This is a genomic window from Haemophilus sp. CCUG 60358, from assembly GCF_001679485.1.
Lineage (GTDB): Bacteria > Pseudomonadota > Gammaproteobacteria > Enterobacterales > Pasteurellaceae > Haemophilus_D.
The window spans coordinates 1-21185 of record NZ_LZOZ01000006.1; the positions used below are offsets into that span (position 1 = coordinate 1).

Below are 21185 nucleotides of genomic sequence, written 5' to 3' on the forward strand. Positions count from 1 at the left end.
GTGGAGAAGATGTTAAAGCTGGCGGTTAAACGATTAGATAAAACAAGTGGTAGCATTTTACATTCAGACCAAGGCTGGCAATATCAGATGGCGGCTTATCGTCAAATTCTTGCTGAGCACGGCATCATACAAAGTATGTCAAGGAAAGGAAACTGTTTGGATAATGCCGCGATGGAGAGTTTCTTTGGACGATTAAAAACGGAATGCTTTTATAGTCGGGAATTTAATACGCGAGAGGAGATAGTTAATGCGGTAAGGGATTATTTGGATTACTATAATCATCGACGGATTCAACTAAAATTAAAAGGACTGAGTCCGATACAATATCGTCGTCAGTCCTCATGTGAATAGTCCAGATTTTTGGGGTCAGATCAATTTGACCGCACTTTTTTATTAGAAAAAATTTATTCAGCTTTCACGCCTAAGTTACCCATTTTTACGCCGAGGTTACCGAGTGAAACCGGATCCAAATAATCCCCCAAGAATTTGAATAACTCACTTAATTCCGTAAATGAGCGTTTGATTTTTACTTGATCTTCTACTTTACGCACAAATTCATAACGCACATTTTCGCCTTCAAAATAAGCCGTGAGCGTGAGATAAATGGTTTCAAAAAAGTGGCTTTGAGCCCCTTCTTCACCCGGATCACTGATACGGACATTCCAAGTATTGTTAAATAAAACTTCTGTTTTGATTGACATATAGACTTCCTCTGTTTGTTATTTTTTATACTGAAATTGAAACGAAAAACCCGATGATAAAATTTCTGAAATCAAAAACTTTATCATCGGGCTTTTCAAACCAATTGCTCGCATATTTTGCTTTTCGTTGGTAACTGCCTTTGCCTTTACGTTTTTTCTCAACGCGTTGGCGGAATAATTTGTCGTGTAATAGTGCCATCACAGCATTATCTTTCACGACTCCTTTGGCGTGTTGATAAATGGGCTGATTTTCAACCGCACTTTTTGTTTTTTTTGTCATATTTACCTCTAAAAAATTGCCGTGAAGTGTTTCACGGCAAGTCATTATAGCGAAAATGAATAAAATTACAAAATGGCGAGTACGCTTTCAGGCGGTCGTCCAATTTTGGCTTTTTCACCTTTTACCACAATCGGGCGCTCTAATAAGGCTGAATTTTCACTGATGGCTTTTAATAAATCATCATGAGTTAATGCAGGATTATCTAACCCTAATGATTGATAAAGCTCATCTTTGGTACGCATCATTTTTCTGACATCATCTAATCCTAATTTATTAGCCAGTTGCTGTAATGCTTCAACAGAGTAGTGTTGTTGCAAATAAAGTTCGATAGTTGGTTGAATGCCTTTTTCTTCTAATAAAGCTAAGGTTTCACGGCTTTTTGAACAGCGCGGATTATGATAAATCTTAACAGACATAACGTTTCCTTCTATTTTATGTTGAATGAGTGGATATAGGATTGATTTAAATTTTAACTTATAATGACAAAAAATACTTGTTTAGGAAGACTTTATGTTAGAAATGCTAAAAAATTGGTATAGCCGTCGCTTAAGCGATCCGCATGCGATGGGACTACTTGCCATTTTGTTGTTTGGCTTTATTGCAATTTATTTCTTTAGTGATTTAATCGCTCCGTTGTTGATTGCCATTGTATTAGCATATTTATTGGAAATGCCGATTAATTTCCTGACGAAAAAATTAAAATTTCCCCGAATGCTCGCCACGTTAATTATTTTTGGTGGCTTTCTAACCTTAGCGTTATTAATTTTCTTCGGGCTTGTACCAACATTATGGAATCAAACGATTTCCTTATTAAGCGATTTGCCAGCTATGTTCAATAAGTTACATGAATGGTTATTAGCCCTTCCTGAGCATTATCCTGAACTCATCGATTACACCATGATTGACACCTTTTTTAGTGCGGCTCGAGCGAAGATTTTGGGCTTTGGTGAATCTGCGGTGAAATTGTCGATTACTTCATTAATGAACCTTGTATCACTGGGTATCTATGCATTTTTAGTGCCATTAATGATGTTCTTTATGCTGAAAGATAAAACAGAACTTCTTGCTGGAGTAAGCCGATTTTTGCCTAAAAACCGTCTTTTAGCGTCTAAAGTATGGAATGAGATGCAGCAACAAATTGCGAATTATATTCATGGCAAATTGTTAGAAATTTTGATTGTTGGCGTGGTGACTTATATTATCTTTTTAAGCTTTGGTTTAAATTATCCGCTGTTACTTTCTGTTGCCGTAGGTCTCTCTGTCTTAGTCCCTTATATTGGTGCGGTATTGGCGACGATTCCCGTTGCTTTAGTCGCCATGTTCCAGTTTGGCATTTCCCCAACGTTTTGGTATTTAATTGTGGCCTTTGCGGTGAGTCAACTTCTAGATGGAAACTTGTTGGTGCCGTATTTATTCTCTGAAGTCGTTAATTTACATCCTTTAGTAATCATTATTTCGGTGTTGATTTTCGGCGGATTATGGGGGTTCTGGGGCGTATTCTTCGCTATTCCGTTGGCAACGCTCGTTAAAGCTGTGCTGAATGCATTACCGGATTAGACAGAATTAAAACGATAAAAAGAAAGCTGACGAAAGTCAGCTTTTTTGTTCTTTTAATTTTTGGATATCCAAAATTTCCACACAGTCTGTTGTCCCTGCTTTAATACGCCATTTAATATTAAATTCGTACAGACTAATACCGTAAATACGATCGGTTTCTTTACCTTGTTGATAAGCCGGGCGGGGATCTTGTGCGATCACTTCTGTAATAAATCTCGCTAAGTGCGGTCGGTTTTTGTGATATTTTTCAACCGCACTTTGGGCGATTTCTGTAAATTCTACGTTTAATTTTGCAGGTGGTTTTTCTTGCGCAAAACTTGACTTTGCCTCAGGTTCACTATCAGCATAGGCAATATAAGGCTTAATATCAAAAATAGGTGTGCCATCGACAAGATCCACGGAGCCCAAATGCAGAAAAACACGTCCATGAATACATTCCACTTGGCGTAATTCAACTTTGGATAAACCTAGAGGATTAGGGCGATGCGTAGCGCGCGAAGCAAATACACCGACACGTTGATTGCCGCCTAAACGAGGGGGGCGAACAGTGGATTGCCATTTTCCATGGGGTATTTTGTCGAATTGGAAAATAAGCCAAAGATAGCTAAATTGCTCTAAGCCTCGCACTGCCTCTGGCGAATTATACGGGGGGAGCAGTTCCACAATACCAATGCCATCCTGTACTAAATCCGGCTGTCGTGGTACCGAGAATTTTTCTTTGTAAGGCGTGTGAATCACCGCAATTGGGTGAAGAGTCAGTGTTAAATCATTCATAAAAAGGCAATTTCCGTGTAAAATACGCCCTTTATTGTAATCAAAAGTGCGGTCAAAAAAAATGACAAATCGTAAATTGAAAATGTGGTGGGAAACCGCTCGCCCAAAAACCTTGCCTTTGGCATTAGCTTCTATTTTTACCGGCTCAGCATTGGCGTATTGGGCGGATAAAGAAAGTTTTAATCTCACTGTGATGTTACTTTGCTTGCTTACCACCATTTTATTGCAAGTGCTTTCCAACTTTGCTAATGATTACGGCGATCATCAAAAAGGGTCAGATACCGAAGAACGTATTGGGCCTTTACGCGGTATTCAGCAAGGTGCAATTTCTGCGAATGAGCTTAAATGGGGCTTAATTTTAATGGCGGTGGGTTCATTTTTTTCAGGCGCATTCTTAATTGGTATCGCATATCAAAGTCTCACAGATTTATTGGCCTTTGCAGGTTTGGGTATTCTTGCCATTATTGCTGCCATTACTTATACCGTAGGAGCTAAACCTTATGGTTATTTAGGTTTAGGCGATCTGTCAGTGTTGCTCTTTTTTGGACTATTAGGTGTAGGTGGAACCTATTATCTACAAACTCATAGCATTGATAGCTTAATTACGTTACCAGCTCTTGGCTCCGGTTTATTGGCGACAGCCGTTTTAAATATCAATAATTTACGTGATATTGAGCAAGATGCGAAAGTAGGGAAAAATACTCTGGTTGTGCGTATTGGACCGAAGAAAGGACGTATTTATCACTGTGTTTTATTAAGCGTTGCCACTTTATGTTATGTGCTATTTGCGGCATCAACCGCATTTAGTCCTTGGCATTTCTTATTTTTATTGGCATTTCCATTGTTATTAAAACATGCATTATTTGTTTATCGCAGCAAAGAGCCTGCTGTATTACGTCCGATGTTAGCACAGATGTCAATGATTTCTTTATTTATCAATATCTTGTTTAGTTTAGGCTTGCTTATCGGCTAAATCGGCTTATACTAGAGAAAAATTTTTAACGACAAGGGGTACATTATGTATATCGATACTTCAGAACTTTGTGATATTTATGCTGATCAAGTAGATGTGGTTGAGCCAATTTTTTCTAGCTTTGGTGGCGTCAGTAATTTCTACGGCAAAGTGACGACAGTAAAATGTTTTGAAAATAATGGATTAATTGCCGAAATTCTCGAAGAAAATGGTAATGGCAGAGTACTTGTCGTTGATGGTGGTGGCGCAGTACGCCGTGCTTTAATTGATGCAGAGCTTGCACAACTTGCAGCAGATAATGACTGGGCGGGTATTATTGTTTATGGTGCCGTACGTCAAATTCAACAGCTTGAAAATATTGATATTGGTATTCATGCGCTTGCACCAATTCCAGTTGGCGCAGATGAAAATAATCATGGTGAAAGTGATCTGCCAGTTAATTTCGGTGGCGTGACGTTCTTCCCTGAAGATTATATTTATGCTGATTTAACAGGTATTATTCTTTCACAAGAAGCATTAGATTTAGAAGATTTCGAAGAAGAATAATTTTGAAATTATTGACCTTTTTAAAGTGCGGTTAGAAATAACCGCACTTTTTTTGTTAAAATTTTTTTGAACAAGATCACATTTTAAACATTTGTTAGTTGAAAGTTTGTAACATTCATTTAACATCGCAAATAGTTCATCTGTAATCAGTTTGGAGGGACTCATGAACGAAACAAACACAACAAAAAATTATAAAAGTGGGATTATCTTTCTACTGGCGATAGCCTGTTTTTTTATTTTGTTAAAAGCCTTACCTTTCGCGCCTAAGGAAAATTCTGGTTTAGCATTATTAGCCTTTGTAGCGATCCTTTGGTTAACTGAAGCATTACATGTAACGGTTACTGCGCTATTAGTGCCATTACTTGCGATTGCCCTTGATTTGGTGACAACCAAGCAAGCCTTGGTCGCCTTTGCGGATCCAACCATTTTCTTATTCTTTGGTGGATTTGCTTTAGCGACTGCTTTGCATATGCAAAAGCTTGATAAGATGATTGCTAATAAAATCATGGCAATGGCTCGTGGTAATTTATTGGTTGCTGTGATGTACCTTTTCTCTATTACTGCTTTCCTTTCTATGTGGATGAGTAACACTGCGACAGCTGCAATGATGTTACCTTTAGCCATGGGGATCTTAAGCCAACTTGATAAAGAAAAAGAACACAATACTTATGTTTTCGTATTATTGGGTATTGCATATAGTGCGAGTATTGGTGGTATGGGGACATTAGTGGGTAGTCCACCAAATGCGATCGTCGCAAGTAACTTACATTTAACCTTCTCAGATTGGTTATGGTATGGCTTGCCAATTATGATTATTTTGATGCCATTAATGGTTGGTACACTTTTCATTGTATTTAAACCAAAACTTAACTTACGTTTTGAGCAAAACTTTGAACGTATTGAAATGAATGGCCAACGCGTTTTAACGCTTGTAATTTTTGCTGTAATTGCACTTTGCTGGGTATTTAGTAGCTATATTAATCCAATGATTTCAGGTGTATTTGGTCTTGCCAAAAATATCGGTAGTTTTGATAGCGTGGTAGCATTACTTGCTGCTGTCGTTATTTGTTCTACTGGTGTCGCAAATTGGAAACAAATTCAAGAAAATACTGACTGGGGCGTATTGATGCTTTTCGGTGGTGGTTTAACCTTGAGTGCGGTGTTAAAAGATTCGGGCGCAAGTAAAGTGTTAGCTGACGGTATTGTCTTCTTAGTTCAAGGACAACATTACTACCTCATTGGTTTATTGGTGGCAACCTTCATTATTTTCTTAACTGAATTTACTTCCAATACCGCGAGTGCAGCGTTATTAGTGCCAATCTTTATTTCTATCGCACAATCTCTCGGTATGCCGGAAATTGGTCTTGCGTTAATTATCGGTTTAGGTGCATCTTGTGCATTTATGTTACCGGTAGCAACACCGCCAAATGCAATTGTGTTTGGTACAGGTGAAGTTCGTCAAAGTGACATGATCAAAGCCGGATTTATCTTAAATATTGTGTGTGTATTAGTTATCGCGACAATCGGATATTATTTCTGGTTGAACTAATCAAATAAAGAAAAGGGCGTGTTGGATATCCAACGCGCCCTTTTATTATGTCAATAAAGATTATTCATCTTTATTTGATTTATCCTCTTCTTCTACTTCAATCTCAACTTCATCTGCTTTATCTGCAGCACCATTGATCGTTAAGCAAATCTCGCTAGAAATCAAATGCTCTAAGATTGTTGCAAGCTCGTGTAATTTTTCTTTGTCATCATCGAAATAGCCTTCTTCTTTCAAGTGAGCAATGAAGGCTGAGAATACTGCTTTATCAAAGAATTCTGGCGCATTAATACCATGTAATACAGAAAGACGTTGTGCTACCAATTGGCTTTCTTTTTCTAGTAAACCACGGGCAATTCCAGGGTCTCTACGTAAAATGCTCACTGTAATGTAGTAGCGTTGCAAGATTTCACGCATACCCGCAGACCAAAGTTGTAAAATACGAACTTTAGAACGGTGGATAGATAAGAAATTATCATTGGCTTGGATAACCTCTTGACGCGCAAATTCATCAATAATGGCTTTAATTTGTGTATCTAATTCTTCTTCAGTGAAATGAAGGAAGAGTTCGCCTTTTAAGAATGGATAAATTTTACGTACTGCATCCAATAATAAATCTTTTTGGATTGCTTCATAATGTAAAACGACACTCGCAACAAGTGAAGGCAACACAAATAAGTGTTGAATATTATTGCGGTAATACGTCATGAGAACGGCAGAATTACGTTCTAAACGAATGATTTCCCCGAAGTTATCTTTTTCAACTAATACACCCACACGGTCTAAGCTTAATACGTGGTCAAGCATCGCTTTTGGTGTATCAGTTGGGAGTACCACATCAGTAGAATACGGTACATTCTTTAACATTTCTTGATAACTAGAGAGTTGTTCTAGTAGTTGCTCATGAGAAAGTGCACGCTGACGAGAAGAGAGTAGAGCGGTCCCCACTAAATTCATCGCATTGACGGCCGCAGCTTTATTAATATTTACCATTACTTGATTAGAAACAGCCCCAACCGCATGGTTAAACCAGTGTGGTTTATCTTCATGATGTTGTTCTTTCCATTCTGGATAATGGTGATTGAGGTAATTAGAAAGCGTGATTGGCTCACCGAAATTCACAAAGCCTTGACCTAAATTACGTAATTTTCTAATCACACGTAAAACTAAGCCGGCATTTTCTTTTTCTTTTGCGGCACCGCGTAATTCTTTCGCGTAAGTATCCACTTCTAACACGTGCTCATAACCGATATACACGGGCACCACAGAAATAGGACGAGTCTGGTTATGCTGAAGTGCTTGTAGCGTCATCGACATCATACCGGTTTTCGGTGCAAGCAAGCGACCTGTACGAGAACGACCACCTTCAATGAAGTATTCGACGGAATAACCGCGGTGGAATAATTCCCCTAAATACTCACGGAAAATTGCAGAATAAAGGCGGTTACCTTTAAACGTACGACGAATAAAGAATGCCCCCCAGCTACGGAATAAAGGACCTGCTGGCCAGAAGTTTAAGTTGATCCCTGCTGCAATATGTGGCGGTACAAGACCTTGGTGATAGAGCACATAAGAAAGCAATAAATAGTCAATGTGACTACGGTGACAAGGCACATAAACAATCTCATGACCTTCTAGCGCAAGTTTACGCACACGGTCCGCATTTTGTACATCAATACCGGAATACAGTTTGTTCCATAACCATCGTAAGAAGCGATCCGCTGCACGAAGGCTTGAATGGCTTACATTTGCTGCAATTTCATGAAGAATTTTTTCGGCTTCAGCGTAGGCCTTCTCGCGGCTGATATTTTTTGATTTTGCCTCATCTTCAATGGCATTTTGGATTGCTTGGGAATTTAGTAGTTTATTAAACATCGCTTCGCGGTTTGGCAAACGAGGCCCTGTCGCGGAAATACGTTGTTTAGCAAAGTGCATTTTGGCAACGCGAGCCAGTTTTTGCGCAATTTTTTCATCTGAACCGTGCTCATTTACCATGTAACGCAAAGAAAGCGCTTGAGAAAAACGTACAAAGGTGTCACGTCCAAACCAAATTGCCGCAAAGGTTTTTTGAAGACCATTTAATAAACGCAGATTGGGTAATTTTGCTTTATCTTCCTTACCTGGTGAACGTCCCCAAAGCACAGAAACAGGAATGAGTTGTACATCTAAATCGGCTGCATCACGGTGCAATTCTAAGTATTTATTGAAGACTTTGGCGGTTTCATCTTTTGCGCCTTTTGATTTAAAAAAGCGGCGACCTTCATCTAGATAGACATAACGTGGTAATGCTACGCCATCAATCACATTCTTTTCAGCCGGATCAGGCAAACCTACACTCAAACAGTTACGACGGAAAATCACGAAGTCAGTTTGAGAGGTATAAGGTAAAACATAAAGAATAGGTTGATTGATATTGAGTTGAAGCTCTTCGATGGGTTGAGCGGGAATAGGATTATTTTTTACTAAAACCGAAAGCGGTAATTCTAATAATTTACGATAAGTACTTACGATGCCAGACATAATTAATATTCTCTTTTTGTTAGACATTTCTAGGTATTGTCGGGCATTTTAACACATTCGACCAGTCAAATTCTAAAAATTTACATTTGTGATTTATGATGAGCAGTCAAAAATATGAAAAAAATTGACCGCACTTTTATCGCTAGAAAATAGTTGTTGCAATCGTCATCTTTCTGTATATACTAACAGTCATTCTGTATAAAGTAACAGGAGTGTATATGAGACCATTAACTGCCAGACAACAAGAAGTGCTGGAACTCTTAAAACGCCATTTAGAAACCACGGGTATGCCGCCAACTCGTGCAGAAATTTCTCGTGAATTAGGCTTTAAATCCCCTAATGCGGCAGAAGAACATTTAAAAGCGCTTGCTCGTAAAGGTGCAATTGAAATTGTTGCGGGAGCTTCTCGCGGTATTCGCATTATTGATGATAGTGCTAATGATGAGGAAGAAGAGGGCTTACCGCTCATCGGTCGCGTAGCTGCAGGGGAACCAATTTTAGCCGAGCAACATATTGAAGGCACTTATCGTGTTGATGCTAATATGTTCAAACCACAAGCTGATTTCTTATTAAAAGTATATGGCCAATCTATGAAAGATATCGGTATTTTAGATGGCGATCTTCTTGCCGTACATAGCACAAAAGATGTGCGAAATGGACAGATTGTTGTTGCCCGAATTGAAGATGAAGTGACAGTAAAACGCTTAGAACGCAAAGGCTCAGTTATTTATCTGCATGCAGAAAATGAAGAGTTTCAGCCAATTGTCGTTAATCTTGAAGAACAGCCTCATTTTGAAATTGAAGGGATTGCAGTAGGGATCATTCGTAATAACGCTTGGATGTAATGATGAAAGTGCGGTGAGAAAATAAAGTGTTTTTTGACCGCACTTTGTCTATTCTGGCTATTTGCCATTCGGTTTATTGCTCTCTATAATGCCAAAAAATTTTCAAATCAAGGAAGGAAACATGCAGTTTTCCAAAATGCATGGCCTTGGCAATGACTTTGTTGTTGTTGATGCTGTGACACAAAATGCCTATTTTACCCCTGAAACCATTAAACGCTTAGCCGATCGTCATCGTGGAATTGGTTTTGATCAGCTTTTAATTGTTGAGCCACCTTATGATCCAGATTTAGATTTCCATTATCGTATTTTTAATGCAGATGGTAGTGAAGTGTCGCAATGTGGAAATGGAGCAAGATGTTTTGCGCGTTTTGTCACCTTAAAAGGGCTGACCAATAAAAAGGATATTGCAGTAAGCACGCAAAAAGGAAAAATGGTTTTAACGGTAAAAGAAGATGGGCAAATTCGTGTCAATATGGGCGAGCCGATTTGGGAACCCAATAAAATTCCTTTTACTGCAAACAAATTTGAAAAAAACTATATTTTACGTACCGATGTTCAAACAGTGCTTTGTGGTGCAGTATCAATGGGCAATCCACATTGTGTTGTTCAAGTGGACGATATTGAAACAGCCAATGTTGCAGAGTTAGGTCCATTATTAGAAAATCACGAACGTTTTCCGGAAAGGGTAAACGCAGGATTTATGCAAGTCGTCAATCGTAACCACATTAAATTGCGTGTATATGAACGTGGTGCAGGTGAAACGCAAGCGTGTGGCAGTGGTGCTTGTGCTGCAGCTGCGGTAGGAATTATGCAAGGTTTACTTGATAGTAAAGTGCAAGTTGATCTACCTGGTGGTAGCTTGTTTATTGAGTGGGAAGGCGTAGACTCAGCGCTTTATATGACGGGTGAGGCGACTCATATCTATGATGGTAATATTCACCTTTAATCTCTTCTAATCTGAATAAAAAATGCGTGGATACGATCCACACATTTTTTACTTATTGTTCAACTTCCATGTCACGTTGATTTAATGGTTGCGTTGGGCGGTTGTTTTTCCCTTCCATCTCTTCTATCGTGGCAATTTGTGCTTTACTTGCTTGAATTGGTGCTTTAAAAATGGTCCAAGCCACGTTTTCACTACAAGGTGGAGTAGTGAGTGATCCATTTAAGCGGAAGCGTGCCATCTCTTTTGGCATTAGTGCTTGAATATCAAGTGGTTGAGCCAATTTTTCTTTTTGTCCAAAGGTGAATTTTTTCTCAACGACTGGTGCTAATGCTGGATTAGCTTCGCCTTCATTGACCATCACGGCAACAACCGCCAAGGCTTTATCTTCACTTTGATGGACAAAATGAATTTCTAAAGGATAATGTTGGCGTTTAAAGGTATGCTCACTTGGTGTGTGAAAGTGAAATTGTTTTAAATAAAATGGTTTATTGTTGAGCGTAATAAATGGGGCATTTTCTTGTGCAACACTGACTTGCACGGTATGTCCATTGTTTTCCACTTGATACTCCGCAGGGAAGTAATTCATCTTAAGTGGTTTATTTGCTACTTTCATTCCGTTATCAGCTTCGAGATTAACAGGCGACTGAACCTTCCCTAGCTTACAGGTTTGATACTCGGTGAGCAAATCACCCCAATGTTCAGGGCTTTCTTTCCCATTATAAGACCAATGTGCTTTATGCGTTTGGGCAAATGATGTTGCACTTAATGCGATAAGTAAGCTAGAAAGCAATAGACGAATCTTCATAAGGCACCTCTCCTTTTTTGTGGTATATGCCTCATTGATTCTACTTGTTCTGTATGATAACTTTTTGATTTTGGTCAAGTTTTGTTTGGGTGTTGAACTCATCGTACGAGTGATAAAATGCTAAAAAAACCGTCTATTTCGACCGCACTTTTTTAGCCCTGACAGAGTCTTTCTTTCAGATCTTCTGCAGTTTTGCTGGTTTTAATTCGTTCAAAAACGATATCCGCTTCAGGATATTCTTTATTGAGATAGCGTAGCCATTGTTTGATGCGGGCAACATGATAAAAACCAGAATCATGGAAGTTTTCCATTTCTGCATATTTTTGTAAGATTTTTTGAATATCCGCCCAAGGCATTTTTTCGCAATTTTGTTTAAGTACAAGGCTTAAGTTTGGGATATTTAATGCACCACGCCCGACCATTAGATCTTTGCAACCTGCCGCTTTCAAACATGCTTGACCATCTTCCCAACGCCAAATTTCACCATTAGCAATTACTGGGATTGTTAAGCGAGATCTCACTTCACCGATTTTCTCCCAATTGATGCGATCAGCACGATAGCCATCGGCTTTGGTTCTGCCGTGAATGGTGATTTCAGTGGCGCCACCTTGTTGTACTGCGTCGGCAATTTCAAAAGCTTGTGAAGTACAATCCCAACCTAATCGCACTTTCACACTGACAGGTAAATGACTAGGTACGGTTTTTCGTAAGGCTAGAGTCGCTTGATAAATTAATTCAGGTTGTTTGAGTAGAGCTGCGCCTCCGTTACTGCCATTAACGGTTTTGGATGGGCAGCCGCAATTCAAATCAATACCATGTGAGCCTAGCTCAATGGCACGATGGGCATTTTCAGCAAGACAGTTAGGATGTTGACCTAAAAGTTGGACGCGAACGGGTGTTTTAGAAGGGGTAAAGCCCTGATTTTTGAGTTCAGGACAAAGACGATAAAAGACTTTTTCAGGTAAGAGTTGATCCACCACGCGGACAAATTCGGTGATGCAGAGATCATATTCATTCACTTCGGTTAAAAGCTGACGAACGAAAGGATCAAGGACCCCTTGCATGGGGGCGAGGATAACACGCACTATTTCCAGCCTTTCACTTTACAAATTAAATCGTAAGCGGCTTGGATTTGTTGCGCTTTTTCTTTGGCCATTTCCATCATTTCTGGCGGTAAGCCTTTAGCCACTAATTTATCCGGATGATGCTCATTCATTAAACGACGATATGCACGTTTTACAGCATTGCGATCGTCACTTTCACTCACGCCCAATACTTTATAAGCATCACTTAATGTAGGTCCTGAAGATTGTTGGTATCCGCCCTGTTGTTGGTATTGGTAGCCACCTTGCTGTTGATAACCGCCTTGTTGGTATTGGCGATAGAATCCACCTTGGGTAAATTGACGAGCCGCAATTTCCATTGCGAGCATTTGCTCAAACTGCATACGGGAAAGACCAAGCTCTTCAGCCACCACATAAAGCACTTCTTTTTCTGAGTCATGTAATTGAGAATCAGCAAATGCGGCTTGCACTTGTACGTGCAAGAACATTCTCAGTAAATCAGCCCGTTGTCCACATCCAATGCGGAATTCGCGAATCACCTGACGTAGTGGGAAATCTGTTGCTTTACCTCGACTAAATGCCTCTTGAGCAAGTTTGCGATGACTCTCATCTAATTGCATCTGGTTCATCAATTGATTTGCCAGTTGAATATCTTCTTCTGTTACTCGACCTTTGGATTTACTTAAATGTCCAAGTACCGCAAAAGTCGTTTGCATGAAAAGCGCTTGTCGGGTCGTTTTTTTCTTAAAAAAGCTAGAGTTAACCGAACCAAGCTCATAGAGTTTTTTATCTGCGATTGAACCTAAAATGAGTCCTGCGATGGCACCGAAAAAACCACCCCATTTAAAACCGAGAAAAACGCCGATAATCTTTCCAAAAAAATACATTCTCTTCCCCTAAAGTGCGGTCAAAAAGGTCTTATTGATAATAATGGGCAGACGCAAATGTCTGCCCTTACATTAATATGGCTTTATTCTTATTTTTCAAGTAATGAATTACACACCATAACTTTCACGATAAGCACGCATCGCTGGCAAATATTGCTGATAATCGGCTTCGTTTTCAATGAATTGCATTAAATCATCGAAATCAATAATAGAAAGGACTTGGCACTGATAGTCTCGTTCCACTTCTTGAATGGCGGAAAGCTCGCCTTTGCCTTTTTCCTGACGGTTTAATGCAATAAATACGGCGGCTAATTTGGTATTGTTGGCTTCAAGAAGCGCCATGGATTCACGAATAGCAGTGCCTGCGGTGATCACATCATCGACTAACAACACATTTCCGGCTAATGGGCTACCGATCAAATTACCACCTTCACCGTGATCTTTCGCTTCTTTGCGATTAAAGCAAACAGGTGTATCACGATTAAATTGATTGAATAGTGCAATGGAAACGCTCGTCGCAATCGGAATACCTTTATAGGCAGGTCCAAAAATGACATCAAAATCGACCGCACTTGATTGAATTGCTTTCGCGTAGTATTCACCTAAGCGAGCAAGATCTGCGCCAGTACTAAACAATCCGGCATTGAAAAAATAAGGACTTTTTCGACCTGATTTTAGGGTAAATTCACCAAATTTGAGCACTTGGCGGCTCAGCGCGAATTTAATAAATTCGATTTTGTAGCTTTCCATTTTTTGTTCCTATAAACCTAATGCTTCACGTTGTGCAGCGAAGATTTGTTCGCAGCCTTGTTTTGCTAAGCCCAATAAGGTGAGTAATTCTTCGTGGCTGAATGGTTCACCTTCTGCAGTACCTTGCACTTCGATCATGCGGCCATCTTCCATCATCACAACGTTCATGTCTGTTTCAGCGGCTGAATCTTCCACATATTCCAAATCACACACGGCTTCACCTTCAACAATTCCAACCGAAATTGCAGCAACCAGACCTTTGATTGGATTGGTTTTTAATGTGCCGTTAGCGATTAAACCGTTGATAGCATCACATAAAGCCACTGCTGCACCAGTGATAGAAGCAGTTCTTGTACCGCCATCCGCTTGAATCACATCGCAGTCTAAGGTAATAGAACGTTCACCAAGGGCTTCTAAGTCAACCATTGCACGCAATGAACGTGCGATTAAGCGTTGAATTTCCATAGTACGTCCACCTTGTTTGCCTTTTGCGGCTTCACGTTGCATACGGCTGTGTGTCGAGCGTGGTAACATGCCATATTCTGCTGTCACCCAACCTTGATTTTGTCCTTTTAAGAAACGCGGTACGCTTTCATCAACACTCGCCGTACACAATACTTTAGTATCACCAAATTCTACTAATACTGAGCCTTCAGCATGTTTCGTGTAATTACGGGTGATTTTAATTGGGCGAGATTGATGATTTTCACGATTATTTGGACGCATTCTGAATTCCTTTATTTTTATTGATAAAAAAGCGTGCCTATTTTAGCACGCTTTTCACTGTTTTATGGATTTGCTTGTTCAAACTCACGAATTTTATTAAAGACATCTTGTAAATCTGAGCCGTAGTTGATTTTTTGCAATTCCGGTACCGAGTTTGATTTCACTAACATTCTGAGTGGTTGGAACTGCATATTGCACAAGTAGATTTGTTGATGTGGCAACATATGTTGTACAAAGTGAGTGAGTGCATGAATGCCCCCAGTATCGAGCACGGTCACGGCATCGCATTGCAATACAATATGTTTGATCTCGTGATCCGTATGTACGGTTTTATCGTGCAAATCCGCAAAGAGTTTATCTGCCGCCGCAAAGAACAATGGGCCACTGATACGATAAGCTAACACATCATTCAGATCTTCTGGTGCAGGTTGCTCAATAGCTTTTGTCATTTCCGCAATGGTGCGGATAAACAAGAGACTCGCCAATAATACGCCAACTGAGATGGCAATCACCATATCGAATAATACAGTGAGAATTAGGCAAGTGAACAACACCGCAATTTCATTTTGTGTGGAACGACGCGCCAAACGAATAATTTCAGGCACGTTCGCCATATGCCAAGCCACCATTAACAACAATGCGGCCATGGAAGAAAGTGGCAAGTAAGACAGGGCATTCGCAAAGAATAACAGTGAGAATAAGACCAAGAGTGCATGAACAACACTAGATATTGGTGATACCGCACCCGATTTCACATTAGCTGCTGAGCGCGCAATGGCTGCGGTTGCAGTAATCCCGCCTAAGAATGGCGAAACAATATTACCTAAACCCTGAGCAAGCAGTTCATTATTGGAGCGATGTTTAGTGTCAGTCATGTTATCTAAAATGACCGCACAAAGTAGTGATTCAATCGCACCTAATACTGCCATTGAAAAGGCTGCAGGTAAGAGCGTCTGTATGCGATCAAAATTCCAATTGATGATTTCACCCTGCGCGTTTGGAATATTCCAAGGCAAGGCAAATTCAGGCAAGACATTAGGGATGCCATTTCCCATTGTGCCATCCGCTAAGGTGTAGTGGAACGCCGTACCAATAGTTTCAACCGAGAAACCAAATTGCCCTAAAGCTAATGCCATCAGTGTACCAATAATCACAGCAGGTAAATGACCAGGCACAGGTAAACGAAGTTTGTGCCATTGTGTGAGCACAAATAAGGTGACGACACCAACAGCGGTATCAGCCCAGCTAATCGTCGGAAGTGCGGTCAAAATAGCCTGTACTTTTTCAATATAGTGAGATGGCATTTGGGCAATATCTAAACCTAAGAAATCTTTGATTTGTAATGTACCGATGGTAATGCCAATCCCGCAGGTAAAGCCCAGTGTAACGGGGAGAGGAATGTACTCAATTAGTCGTCCTAATCGAGACAAGGCCATGATGACTAAAATAATCCCCGAAAGTAGCGTTGCCATGAGCAAACCACTGAGTCCAAATTTTTGGGTGACGGGATATAAAATCACGACAAATGCCGCGGTTGGTCCTGAAATATTAAAACGAGATCCACCGGTTAACGCAATCACGATACCAGCCACGATAGCCGTATAAAGACCATGTTGTGGTGGAACACCGCTGGCGATCGCTAAGGCCATGGATAGGGGAATCGCAATGACTCCCACGGTGAGCCCCGCGATAATATCTTTAATCAATTTTTGTTTTCCGTAACCTTCACGGAAAGATTCTTTCAATGCGCTAAATGGTTTTACAGCCAGAAACACATTTTTAGAAAAGAGAGATTTGATTTGCATAAAAATACGACAATAAAAAGGAATAAGTTTATATTTTAGCTAAAAGGAATAGGATTTTTTATGTTCTAGCTCAAAAAACTTGACTAATCTTAGATAAATCTTTATATTTCACGCACTTCAAAACGGTGAGATGTCCGAGTGGTTGAAGGAGCACGCCTGGAAAGCGTGTATGTGCGAAAGTGCATCGGGGGTTCGAATCCCCCTCTCACCGCCATGAACCCTGTCAAATAATGTCTTTCTTGTCAAAAAACAACGTAAAAACAATAATTTAGTTATATCTAATCTGTTTCTTTCGTTGGTCTATGTTTGTCTTTGTTTCCGTTTTTAACTCCCTAATTTACTCCCTCACTTTTGGGGCGTTTTTCGAGGGAATTAAAACGGCTAAGTTTTAATCAAACAAAGGCTTTTATCATGAAATTAAATAAACCATTCACAGACACTTTTTTACAGTCACTAAAACCCAAAGCTAAAGAATACACCAAGCACGATGGCAAAGAATCTGGCTTAATGATTAGGGTAAAACCAAATAAAACGAAAACCTTTTACTTTGTTTATTCTTTTACTGGTAAATATAAGAAAATGAGCTTAGGAGAATATCCGACACTTTCTTTAATTTTTGCCCGTGAAATGGTGAAAGAATATAAAGGGCTTATTTATAGAAATATTGATCCGCTTGCTTATCGGAAAACATTACAAAACCCAGTAGAGGAAAATAAACTCACCTTTTCAGAAATGGCAGAGAAATGGCGAGATAAACGCTTAAAACAAGGCAAATTCAAAGCTCAGACAATTAATGAGTCCTTTCGCCGTGTAGAACTCCATTTGTTCTCAAAGATCGGGAATTTGCCGATTGATGAAGCAAATTTGAAAACCTTTGAACCCGCGCTTTCACCGTTAAAAAACTCAAATACACTTTACAAAATAAACATTGCGATTAATCAGATTTTCAGAATGGCAGAGGATGAAGATTTGATTGTTAAGAATCCGTTTAGAAAAATTCATGATGAATTTACTTACATTGAAACTAAGAATCACCCGACACTTGCACCAGAAGACTTGCCACGTTTATTTAGAGTATTGCAAGGCGCAGATTTGAAGAAACCAACCTCACTTTTAATCGAATGGCAATTATTAAGCATTTTGCGTAGTTCTGAGGCGGTTAGCATTGAATGGGCTGATATTGACTGGGAAGCGAAAGCCCTACATATTCCAGCTGAACGAATGAAAGGCGGTAAACGACCGCACAGTATACCGCTTTCTTCTCAAGCCTTGAATGTGCTAGATCAAATGCGCCGTTATACTGGAAATCGTAAATATGTGTTTTGTTCACGCATAGCACCTTTTAATAAACCGATGAATAGCGGGGCTGCAAATGTAGCCTTGAAGCGAATGGGATTTAAGGATTTATTGGTTGCGCATGGTTTGCGTAGTATCGCAAGCACTTATTTGCATGAATTAGACCGCTTCTCATCAGAAGCGATTGAATTATGTTTATCTCATGAAAATAGGGGAAAAGTCCGTAAAGCCTACGATAAATCGAAGAAGTGGAAATCAAGACAAGCTATTATGCAATGTTGGGGCGATTATGTAGAGCAATGTAAACTAGAAGCGATGAAAGCAGGATAAACCAACAAGGGCGGGTAACCGCCCTTTATTCTTCCTCGCATTCGTCTTCATCTTCGTACTCATCATAATAGATTGGCTCAATGTACTTTTCTTTAGGATTACCTTTTGCTTTATCTTCTTTTTCTGTGCTGCAATAGCTGGATTCACAGAACTTATAGCTATACCTAGCGCAAAGAAATAAGTTAAAACCTGTTTAATCATTGATGAAGCCTTGCTGTTACTGTTCTTTTATGCGTTTATTGTATCAAAAGAACAAGCCTACAATTCCTAAAATTCTATTTTCCCCCAGATTTTTTCCGATTATTTTCGCTTATGAAAAATCGTTCCCCTCGCACGCCTTCACGCTTTTACTTGATACCTCATTTTTAACGCAAGCCTCGGTAAGCTCTCCCCCTTGGTTAATACTGGCTTTTCTTGATATTTTAAAAGCGCAATCATTAACGCAAATCAACGCAAGCTAACGCAAAATTTGCGTTAAAAATTCTGTTTTTTAGTGATTTTTGACGAATGAAAATCGGACAGTTTAGAAAGGGTTACACAAAGTACAGTTAAATATGCCACTGTATTTCTCATAATTATGTGAACCCATTCTCCACAAACCCCGCCGAATGCATACCAAACGCATATTTTCTATTATAAAAATCGTTCCACAGCGTACAGCACGGACACAACAATGACTACATTTTATAGGTAAGAAAAAATGCAAGAAACCCAAACGAAAGAACGTTTTTTACGGATTGATGCCGTAATTGAATTAACAGGGCTTGCGCGTTCTACTATTTACGACAAAACACGATTAAACCAATTTCCACAGCCCGTAGATTTAGGCGGGAATAAGAAAGCATGGCTAGAAAGTGAAGTAAATAAATGGATGCAAGAGCGCATTGAACAACGAAACCAAAAAACAGCAGGAAAATAAAATGAAACTACAAAACCCACAAATTCAAGAAAAAATGACCGCACTTTTAGAGCAGTTTAATAATCAGAAAGAGACGCTAATCATGATTGATCGTGAATTAGCCGCCTTACACATGCAACAAGCTAAAAATAACGCCACGATTGCTGCAGTTAAATCTGAGTTTGAACAAGAAGCTGCAGCAATTAAGGCTAAATTTGAGCAAAGCCATGAGTTAGCACTTGATGACTATACCTTAATTCAAAAAGCTAAAGCAGAATTAAAAGCTCGTCTTGATTTCTTCACTGCAACTGGAGAAGAGTTGGAAGAAAAAATCTATCAAAAATCTGAGCAAGTTTTTACAACTAAAGCGCAGTTATTGGCAACGCGAAAACATTTAATTTTTAGTTATGGTGAAGCGTTGGCAAATGAATTTATTCAGCAACATATCGAACAAATCACCTTGTTTAGAAGCTTAATCGTGAATGGTATTAAATATGATCCAATAACAGAAAAAGATGGCAAAGATGTGTTTAATGAAATGCTCATTAAGAAATTATCTGGTTTTGATAATTCATTACCCGATGAATTTAAACTGCCAACGCTTAATCTACAACAAGATTGGAAACCTAAAACCCCAACCCAAAAACATGTTGATAGCTTTAAACCTCAATCAGATAAAGGGTTTAAACGTTTATTAAATAATTTCTAGGAGAATAAATATGGAACGTATTACAAGTCAAAAATTCGCAGAATATAAAAATAAACTAGGCGGAAACAAAGCAGGCGAAAGTGAATATATGCACGATTTTGCCAAGATTGAATCTATTCTCAATGATGGAATTCAAAATAATGCATTTTTACGCATGATTGACGTTAAATTCACCCCGCTTACCTTGAATCAAGCGCATGAATTATCCTTACCGGTGGTTAGTCGAACCAATACAGATAATTCTGCTCGAGAGCCTAAAAATTATGTTCAAGCTGGCGTAGATTTTAATTGCCGACAAGTCAATTTTGATACCAAAGTCTCCTATCAAGATTTAGATAAGTTTGCGGATGTAGATTTTGAAAAATCAATTAATGACAGCATGATCAGCGAATTCATGCAAAATATTATTATGATTGGTTTTAATGGGGAACGTTGGGCAGATGACAGCGATCCTGTACAAAATCCATTAGGGCAAGATGTGGCGAAGGGCTGGATAGCTCAACTTAAAGAAAAAGGGCAGATGATCAATGCTGCAACAGAACAAGGCGCAAGTATTAATCAATTAATTGCTAAAGCGCTTGATAAATTGCCGGTTAAGCTTCGACATAGTGGCGAATTAATCGCTATTTGTGGGGATAACTTGCTAGGCGGTGACTTTGTTAATGTGGCTTATTCTGATTTACAGAGCGCCAAAACAAACAACGTTATCATTCCTCAAAAGCTTATCGGTGGATTAAAGGCAATCAATGTAAGCTATTTCCCAAAAAATGCGATTTTAGTTACCGCACTTTCTAATCTAGCCATTTATTTTAAAAAGGATAGTTCACGTCTTTTCTTCCAAAATAAACCGCGTGAAAATGCACTTGAAGTATATTTTTCTACAGACCTTGATTTTCTACTAGGAAATCATTTACATGCAGTTTTAATAGATGGCATTAGTACATAGGCGTAATCTATGACAGAGATAAAACAAGGTTCTTTTACCTTGCTTGAATGCGCTGAAAGAATGTTAGAGGCAAGCCGAACGATGACGATCTTTTGTATTGAAGAAGCAATAAAACAAGGGCATATTTCAGAAAATGATAAAATCGAACTTATGTTAGCCTTTGCGGATTTAATGGAAAAGGAAGCGCAAACATTCAAACAAAGCTTTAAGCGCACTCAAAGCGCCCAAAAAAGCGAGATCTTTAACTTTTAATTAATCGCCCCGAAAGGAGCTTTATTTTT

At 39.2% G+C, this 21185-nt stretch carries 23 protein-coding genes and 1 tRNA gene; 13 read left to right on the plus strand and 11 right to left on the minus strand.

Annotated features, from left to right (window positions below; all coding sequences use genetic code 11):
* Positions 1–351: IS3 family transposase (locus tag A9500_RS02050; RefSeq protein ID WP_218836887.1), on the plus strand; the 351-nt coding region annotated here is incomplete at its 5' end.
* 53 nt (positions 352–404) lie between these two features.
* Here A9500_RS02050 and A9500_RS02055 read toward each other — a convergent pair.
* The 3 genes from A9500_RS02055 to arsC form a co-directional block, all read right to left on the minus strand.
* Complete coding sequence (locus A9500_RS02055; protein ID WP_049371484.1) at positions 405–701, minus strand: DUF5377 family protein; 297 nt, start codon at positions 699–701, stop codon at positions 405–407.
* A gap of 25 nt (positions 702–726) precedes the next feature.
* Positions 727–981 (minus strand): alternative ribosome-rescue factor A, encoded by a 255-nt coding sequence (locus A9500_RS02060; RefSeq protein WP_049365298.1) that lies wholly within the window; start codon positions 979–981, stop codon positions 727–729.
* Between the two features lie 65 nt (positions 982–1046).
* On the minus strand, positions 1047–1397 hold the full coding sequence (gene arsC / locus A9500_RS02065; protein ID WP_049356048.1) for an arsenate reductase (glutaredoxin): 351 nt from the start codon (positions 1395–1397) through the stop codon (positions 1047–1049).
* Positions 1398–1491: 94 nt separating this feature from the next.
* On the opposite strand from arsC, the gene A9500_RS02070 reads away from it, so the two are divergent.
* Positions 1492–2538, plus strand: a complete 1047-nt coding sequence (locus A9500_RS02070) for an AI-2E family transporter (protein ID WP_065243716.1) — start codon at positions 1492–1494, stop codon at positions 2536–2538.
* 36 nt (positions 2539–2574) lie between these two features.
* Here A9500_RS02070 and tsaA read toward each other — a convergent pair whose 3' ends face one another.
* On the minus strand, positions 2575–3312 hold the full coding sequence (gene tsaA / locus A9500_RS02075; RefSeq protein ID WP_065243717.1) for a tRNA (N6-threonylcarbamoyladenosine(37)-N6)-methyltransferase TrmO: 738 nt from the start codon (positions 3310–3312) through the stop codon (positions 2575–2577).
* Positions 3313–3373: 61 nt separating this feature from the next.
* Between tsaA and A9500_RS02080 the strand changes: the two genes are divergently transcribed.
* The 3 genes from A9500_RS02080 to A9500_RS02090 all read left to right on the plus strand — a co-directional run bounded on the left by A9500_RS02080 (position 3374) and on the right by A9500_RS02090 (position 6380).
* Entirely contained in the window at positions 3374–4285 is a 912-nt protein-coding gene (locus A9500_RS02080; RefSeq protein WP_065243718.1) for a 1,4-dihydroxy-2-naphthoate polyprenyltransferase, read from the plus strand.
* 45 nt (positions 4286–4330) lie between these two features.
* The gene (gene rraA, locus A9500_RS02085; protein WP_065243719.1) at positions 4331–4831 is read left to right on the plus strand and encodes a ribonuclease E activity regulator RraA; all 501 of its coding nucleotides are present in this window, start codon (positions 4331–4333) and stop codon (positions 4829–4831) included.
* Between the two features lie 163 nt (positions 4832–4994).
* Positions 4995–6380 (plus strand): DASS family sodium-coupled anion symporter, encoded by a 1386-nt coding sequence (locus A9500_RS02090; RefSeq protein ID WP_065243720.1) that lies wholly within the window; start codon positions 4995–4997, stop codon positions 6378–6380.
* A 60-nt stretch (positions 6381–6440) separates the two neighbouring features.
* Here the strand turns inward: A9500_RS02090 and plsB are convergent, their stop codons facing one another.
* The gene (gene plsB / locus A9500_RS02095; protein ID WP_065243721.1) at positions 6441–8897 is read right to left on the minus strand and encodes a glycerol-3-phosphate 1-O-acyltransferase PlsB; all 2457 of its coding nucleotides are present in this window, start codon (positions 8895–8897) and stop codon (positions 6441–6443) included.
* 218 nt (positions 8898–9115) lie between these two features.
* On the opposite strand from plsB, the gene lexA reads away from it, so the two are divergent.
* Both lexA and dapF read left to right on the plus strand, forming a co-directional pair.
* Positions 9116–9742 carry a transcriptional repressor LexA gene (gene lexA, locus A9500_RS02100; protein WP_005698192.1) on the plus strand — a complete coding sequence of 209 codons (627 nt, stop codon included), beginning with the start codon at positions 9116–9118 and terminating at the stop codon, positions 9740–9742.
* Between the two features lie 121 nt (positions 9743–9863).
* Positions 9864–10688 carry a diaminopimelate epimerase gene (gene dapF, locus A9500_RS02105; RefSeq protein WP_065243722.1) on the plus strand — a complete coding sequence of 275 codons (825 nt, stop codon included), beginning with the start codon at positions 9864–9866 and terminating at the stop codon, positions 10686–10688.
* Positions 10689–10740: 52 nt separating this feature from the next.
* Here the strand turns inward: dapF and A9500_RS02110 are convergent, their stop codons facing one another.
* The 6 genes from A9500_RS02110 to dauA form a co-directional block, all read right to left on the minus strand.
* Positions 10741–11493, minus strand: a complete 753-nt coding sequence (locus tag A9500_RS02110; RefSeq protein ID WP_065243723.1) for a carbonic anhydrase — start codon at positions 11491–11493, stop codon at positions 10741–10743.
* A 152-nt stretch (positions 11494–11645) separates the two neighbouring features.
* Complete coding sequence (gene dusC, locus A9500_RS02115; protein WP_065243724.1) at positions 11646–12578, minus strand: tRNA dihydrouridine(16) synthase DusC; 933 nt, start codon at positions 12576–12578, stop codon at positions 11646–11648.
* Complete coding sequence (djlA, locus tag A9500_RS02120) at positions 12578–13444, minus strand: co-chaperone DjlA (protein WP_049363344.1); 867 nt, start codon at positions 13442–13444, stop codon at positions 12578–12580. Before djlA ends, dusC begins: the two co-directional genes overlap by 1 nt.
* Positions 13445–13552: 108 nt before the next feature.
* Positions 13553–14194, minus strand: coding sequence for an orotate phosphoribosyltransferase (pyrE, locus tag A9500_RS02125; protein WP_065243725.1), 642 nt, complete (start codon positions 14192–14194; stop codon positions 13553–13555).
* A gap of 9 nt (positions 14195–14203) precedes the next feature.
* A complete protein-coding gene (gene rph, locus A9500_RS02130; protein WP_049365314.1) occupies positions 14204–14920 on the minus strand; it encodes a ribonuclease PH in 717 nt (238 codons plus the stop codon).
* A gap of 62 nt (positions 14921–14982) precedes the next feature.
* Complete coding sequence (dauA, locus tag A9500_RS02135) at positions 14983–16725, minus strand: C4-dicarboxylic acid transporter DauA (protein ID WP_065243726.1); 1743 nt, start codon at positions 16723–16725, stop codon at positions 14983–14985.
* Positions 16726–16849: 124 nt separating this feature from the next.
* Here dauA and A9500_RS02140 point away from each other — a divergent pair.
* From A9500_RS02140 to A9500_RS02170, 6 genes are all read left to right on the plus strand, one after another.
* A tRNA-Ser gene (locus tag A9500_RS02140) sits at positions 16850–16939 on the plus strand.
* A gap of 197 nt (positions 16940–17136) precedes the next feature.
* Positions 17137–18351, plus strand: a complete 1215-nt coding sequence (locus A9500_RS02145) for a tyrosine-type recombinase/integrase (RefSeq protein WP_083180237.1) — start codon at positions 17137–17139, stop codon at positions 18349–18351.
* Between the two features lie 700 nt (positions 18352–19051).
* Positions 19052–19270 carry an AlpA family transcriptional regulator gene (locus tag A9500_RS02155; RefSeq protein WP_005699827.1) on the plus strand — a complete coding sequence of 73 codons (219 nt, stop codon included), beginning with the start codon at positions 19052–19054 and terminating at the stop codon, positions 19268–19270.
* Position 19271: 1 nt separating this feature from the next.
* The gene (locus A9500_RS02160) at positions 19272–19958 is read left to right on the plus strand and encodes a hypothetical protein (RefSeq protein ID WP_065243728.1); all 687 of its coding nucleotides are present in this window, start codon (positions 19272–19274) and stop codon (positions 19956–19958) included.
* 10 nt (positions 19959–19968) lie between these two features.
* Positions 19969–20904, plus strand: a complete 936-nt coding sequence (locus A9500_RS02165) for a P2 family phage major capsid protein (RefSeq protein WP_065243729.1) — start codon at positions 19969–19971, stop codon at positions 20902–20904.
* Between the two features lie 9 nt (positions 20905–20913).
* Positions 20914–21156: a hypothetical protein gene (locus tag A9500_RS02170; RefSeq protein WP_065243730.1), complete on the plus strand. Its 243-nt coding sequence runs from the start codon at positions 20914–20916 to the stop codon at positions 21154–21156.
* Positions 21157–21185 lie beyond the last annotated feature (29 nt).

Excerpts from the sequence above, each read along its gene's own strand:
- A9500_RS02055 (WP_049371484.1), bottom strand. The coding sequence starts at position 701 with ATGTCAATCAAAACAGAAGTTTTATTTAACAATACTTGGAATGTCCGT.
- A9500_RS02060 (WP_049365298.1), bottom strand. The coding sequence starts at position 981 with ATGACAAAAAAAACAAAAAGTGCGGTTGAAAATCAGCCCATTTATCAA.
- arsC (WP_049356048.1), bottom strand. The coding sequence starts at position 1,397 with ATGTCTGTTAAGATTTATCATAATCCGCGCTGTTCAAAAAGCCGTGAA.
- A9500_RS02070 (WP_065243716.1), top strand. The coding sequence starts at position 1,492 with ATGTTAGAAATGCTAAAAAATTGGTATAGCCGTCGCTTAAGCGATCCG.
- tsaA (WP_065243717.1), bottom strand. The coding sequence starts at position 3,312 with ATGAATGATTTAACACTGACTCTTCACCCAATTGCGGTGATTCACACG.
- A9500_RS02080 (WP_065243718.1), top strand. The coding sequence starts at position 3,374 with ATGACAAATCGTAAATTGAAAATGTGGTGGGAAACCGCTCGCCCAAAA.
- rraA (WP_065243719.1), top strand. The coding sequence starts at position 4,331 with ATGTATATCGATACTTCAGAACTTTGTGATATTTATGCTGATCAAGTA.
- A9500_RS02090 (WP_065243720.1), top strand. The coding sequence starts at position 4,995 with ATGAACGAAACAAACACAACAAAAAATTATAAAAGTGGGATTATCTTT.
- plsB (WP_065243721.1), bottom strand. The coding sequence starts at position 8,897 with ATGTCTGGCATCGTAAGTACTTATCGTAAATTATTAGAATTACCGCTT.
- lexA (WP_005698192.1), top strand. The coding sequence starts at position 9,116 with ATGAGACCATTAACTGCCAGACAACAAGAAGTGCTGGAACTCTTAAAA.
- dapF (WP_065243722.1), top strand. The coding sequence starts at position 9,864 with ATGCAGTTTTCCAAAATGCATGGCCTTGGCAATGACTTTGTTGTTGTT.
- A9500_RS02110 (WP_065243723.1), bottom strand. The coding sequence starts at position 11,493 with ATGAAGATTCGTCTATTGCTTTCTAGCTTACTTATCGCATTAAGTGCA.
- djlA (WP_049363344.1), bottom strand. The coding sequence starts at position 13,444 with ATGTATTTTTTTGGAAAGATTATCGGCGTTTTTCTCGGTTTTAAATGG.
- pyrE (WP_065243725.1), bottom strand. The coding sequence starts at position 14,194 with ATGGAAAGCTACAAAATCGAATTTATTAAATTCGCGCTGAGCCGCCAA.
- rph (WP_049365314.1), bottom strand. The coding sequence starts at position 14,920 with ATGCGTCCAAATAATCGTGAAAATCATCAATCTCGCCCAATTAAAATC.
- dauA (WP_065243726.1), bottom strand. The coding sequence starts at position 16,725 with ATGCAAATCAAATCTCTCTTTTCTAAAAATGTGTTTCTGGCTGTAAAA.
- A9500_RS02145 (WP_083180237.1), top strand. The coding sequence starts at position 17,137 with ATGAAATTAAATAAACCATTCACAGACACTTTTTTACAGTCACTAAAA.
- A9500_RS02155 (WP_005699827.1), top strand. The coding sequence starts at position 19,052 with ATGCAAGAAACCCAAACGAAAGAACGTTTTTTACGGATTGATGCCGTA.
- A9500_RS02160 (WP_065243728.1), top strand. The coding sequence starts at position 19,272 with ATGAAACTACAAAACCCACAAATTCAAGAAAAAATGACCGCACTTTTA.
- A9500_RS02165 (WP_065243729.1), top strand. The coding sequence starts at position 19,969 with ATGGAACGTATTACAAGTCAAAAATTCGCAGAATATAAAAATAAACTA.
- A9500_RS02170 (WP_065243730.1), top strand. The coding sequence starts at position 20,914 with ATGACAGAGATAAAACAAGGTTCTTTTACCTTGCTTGAATGCGCTGAA.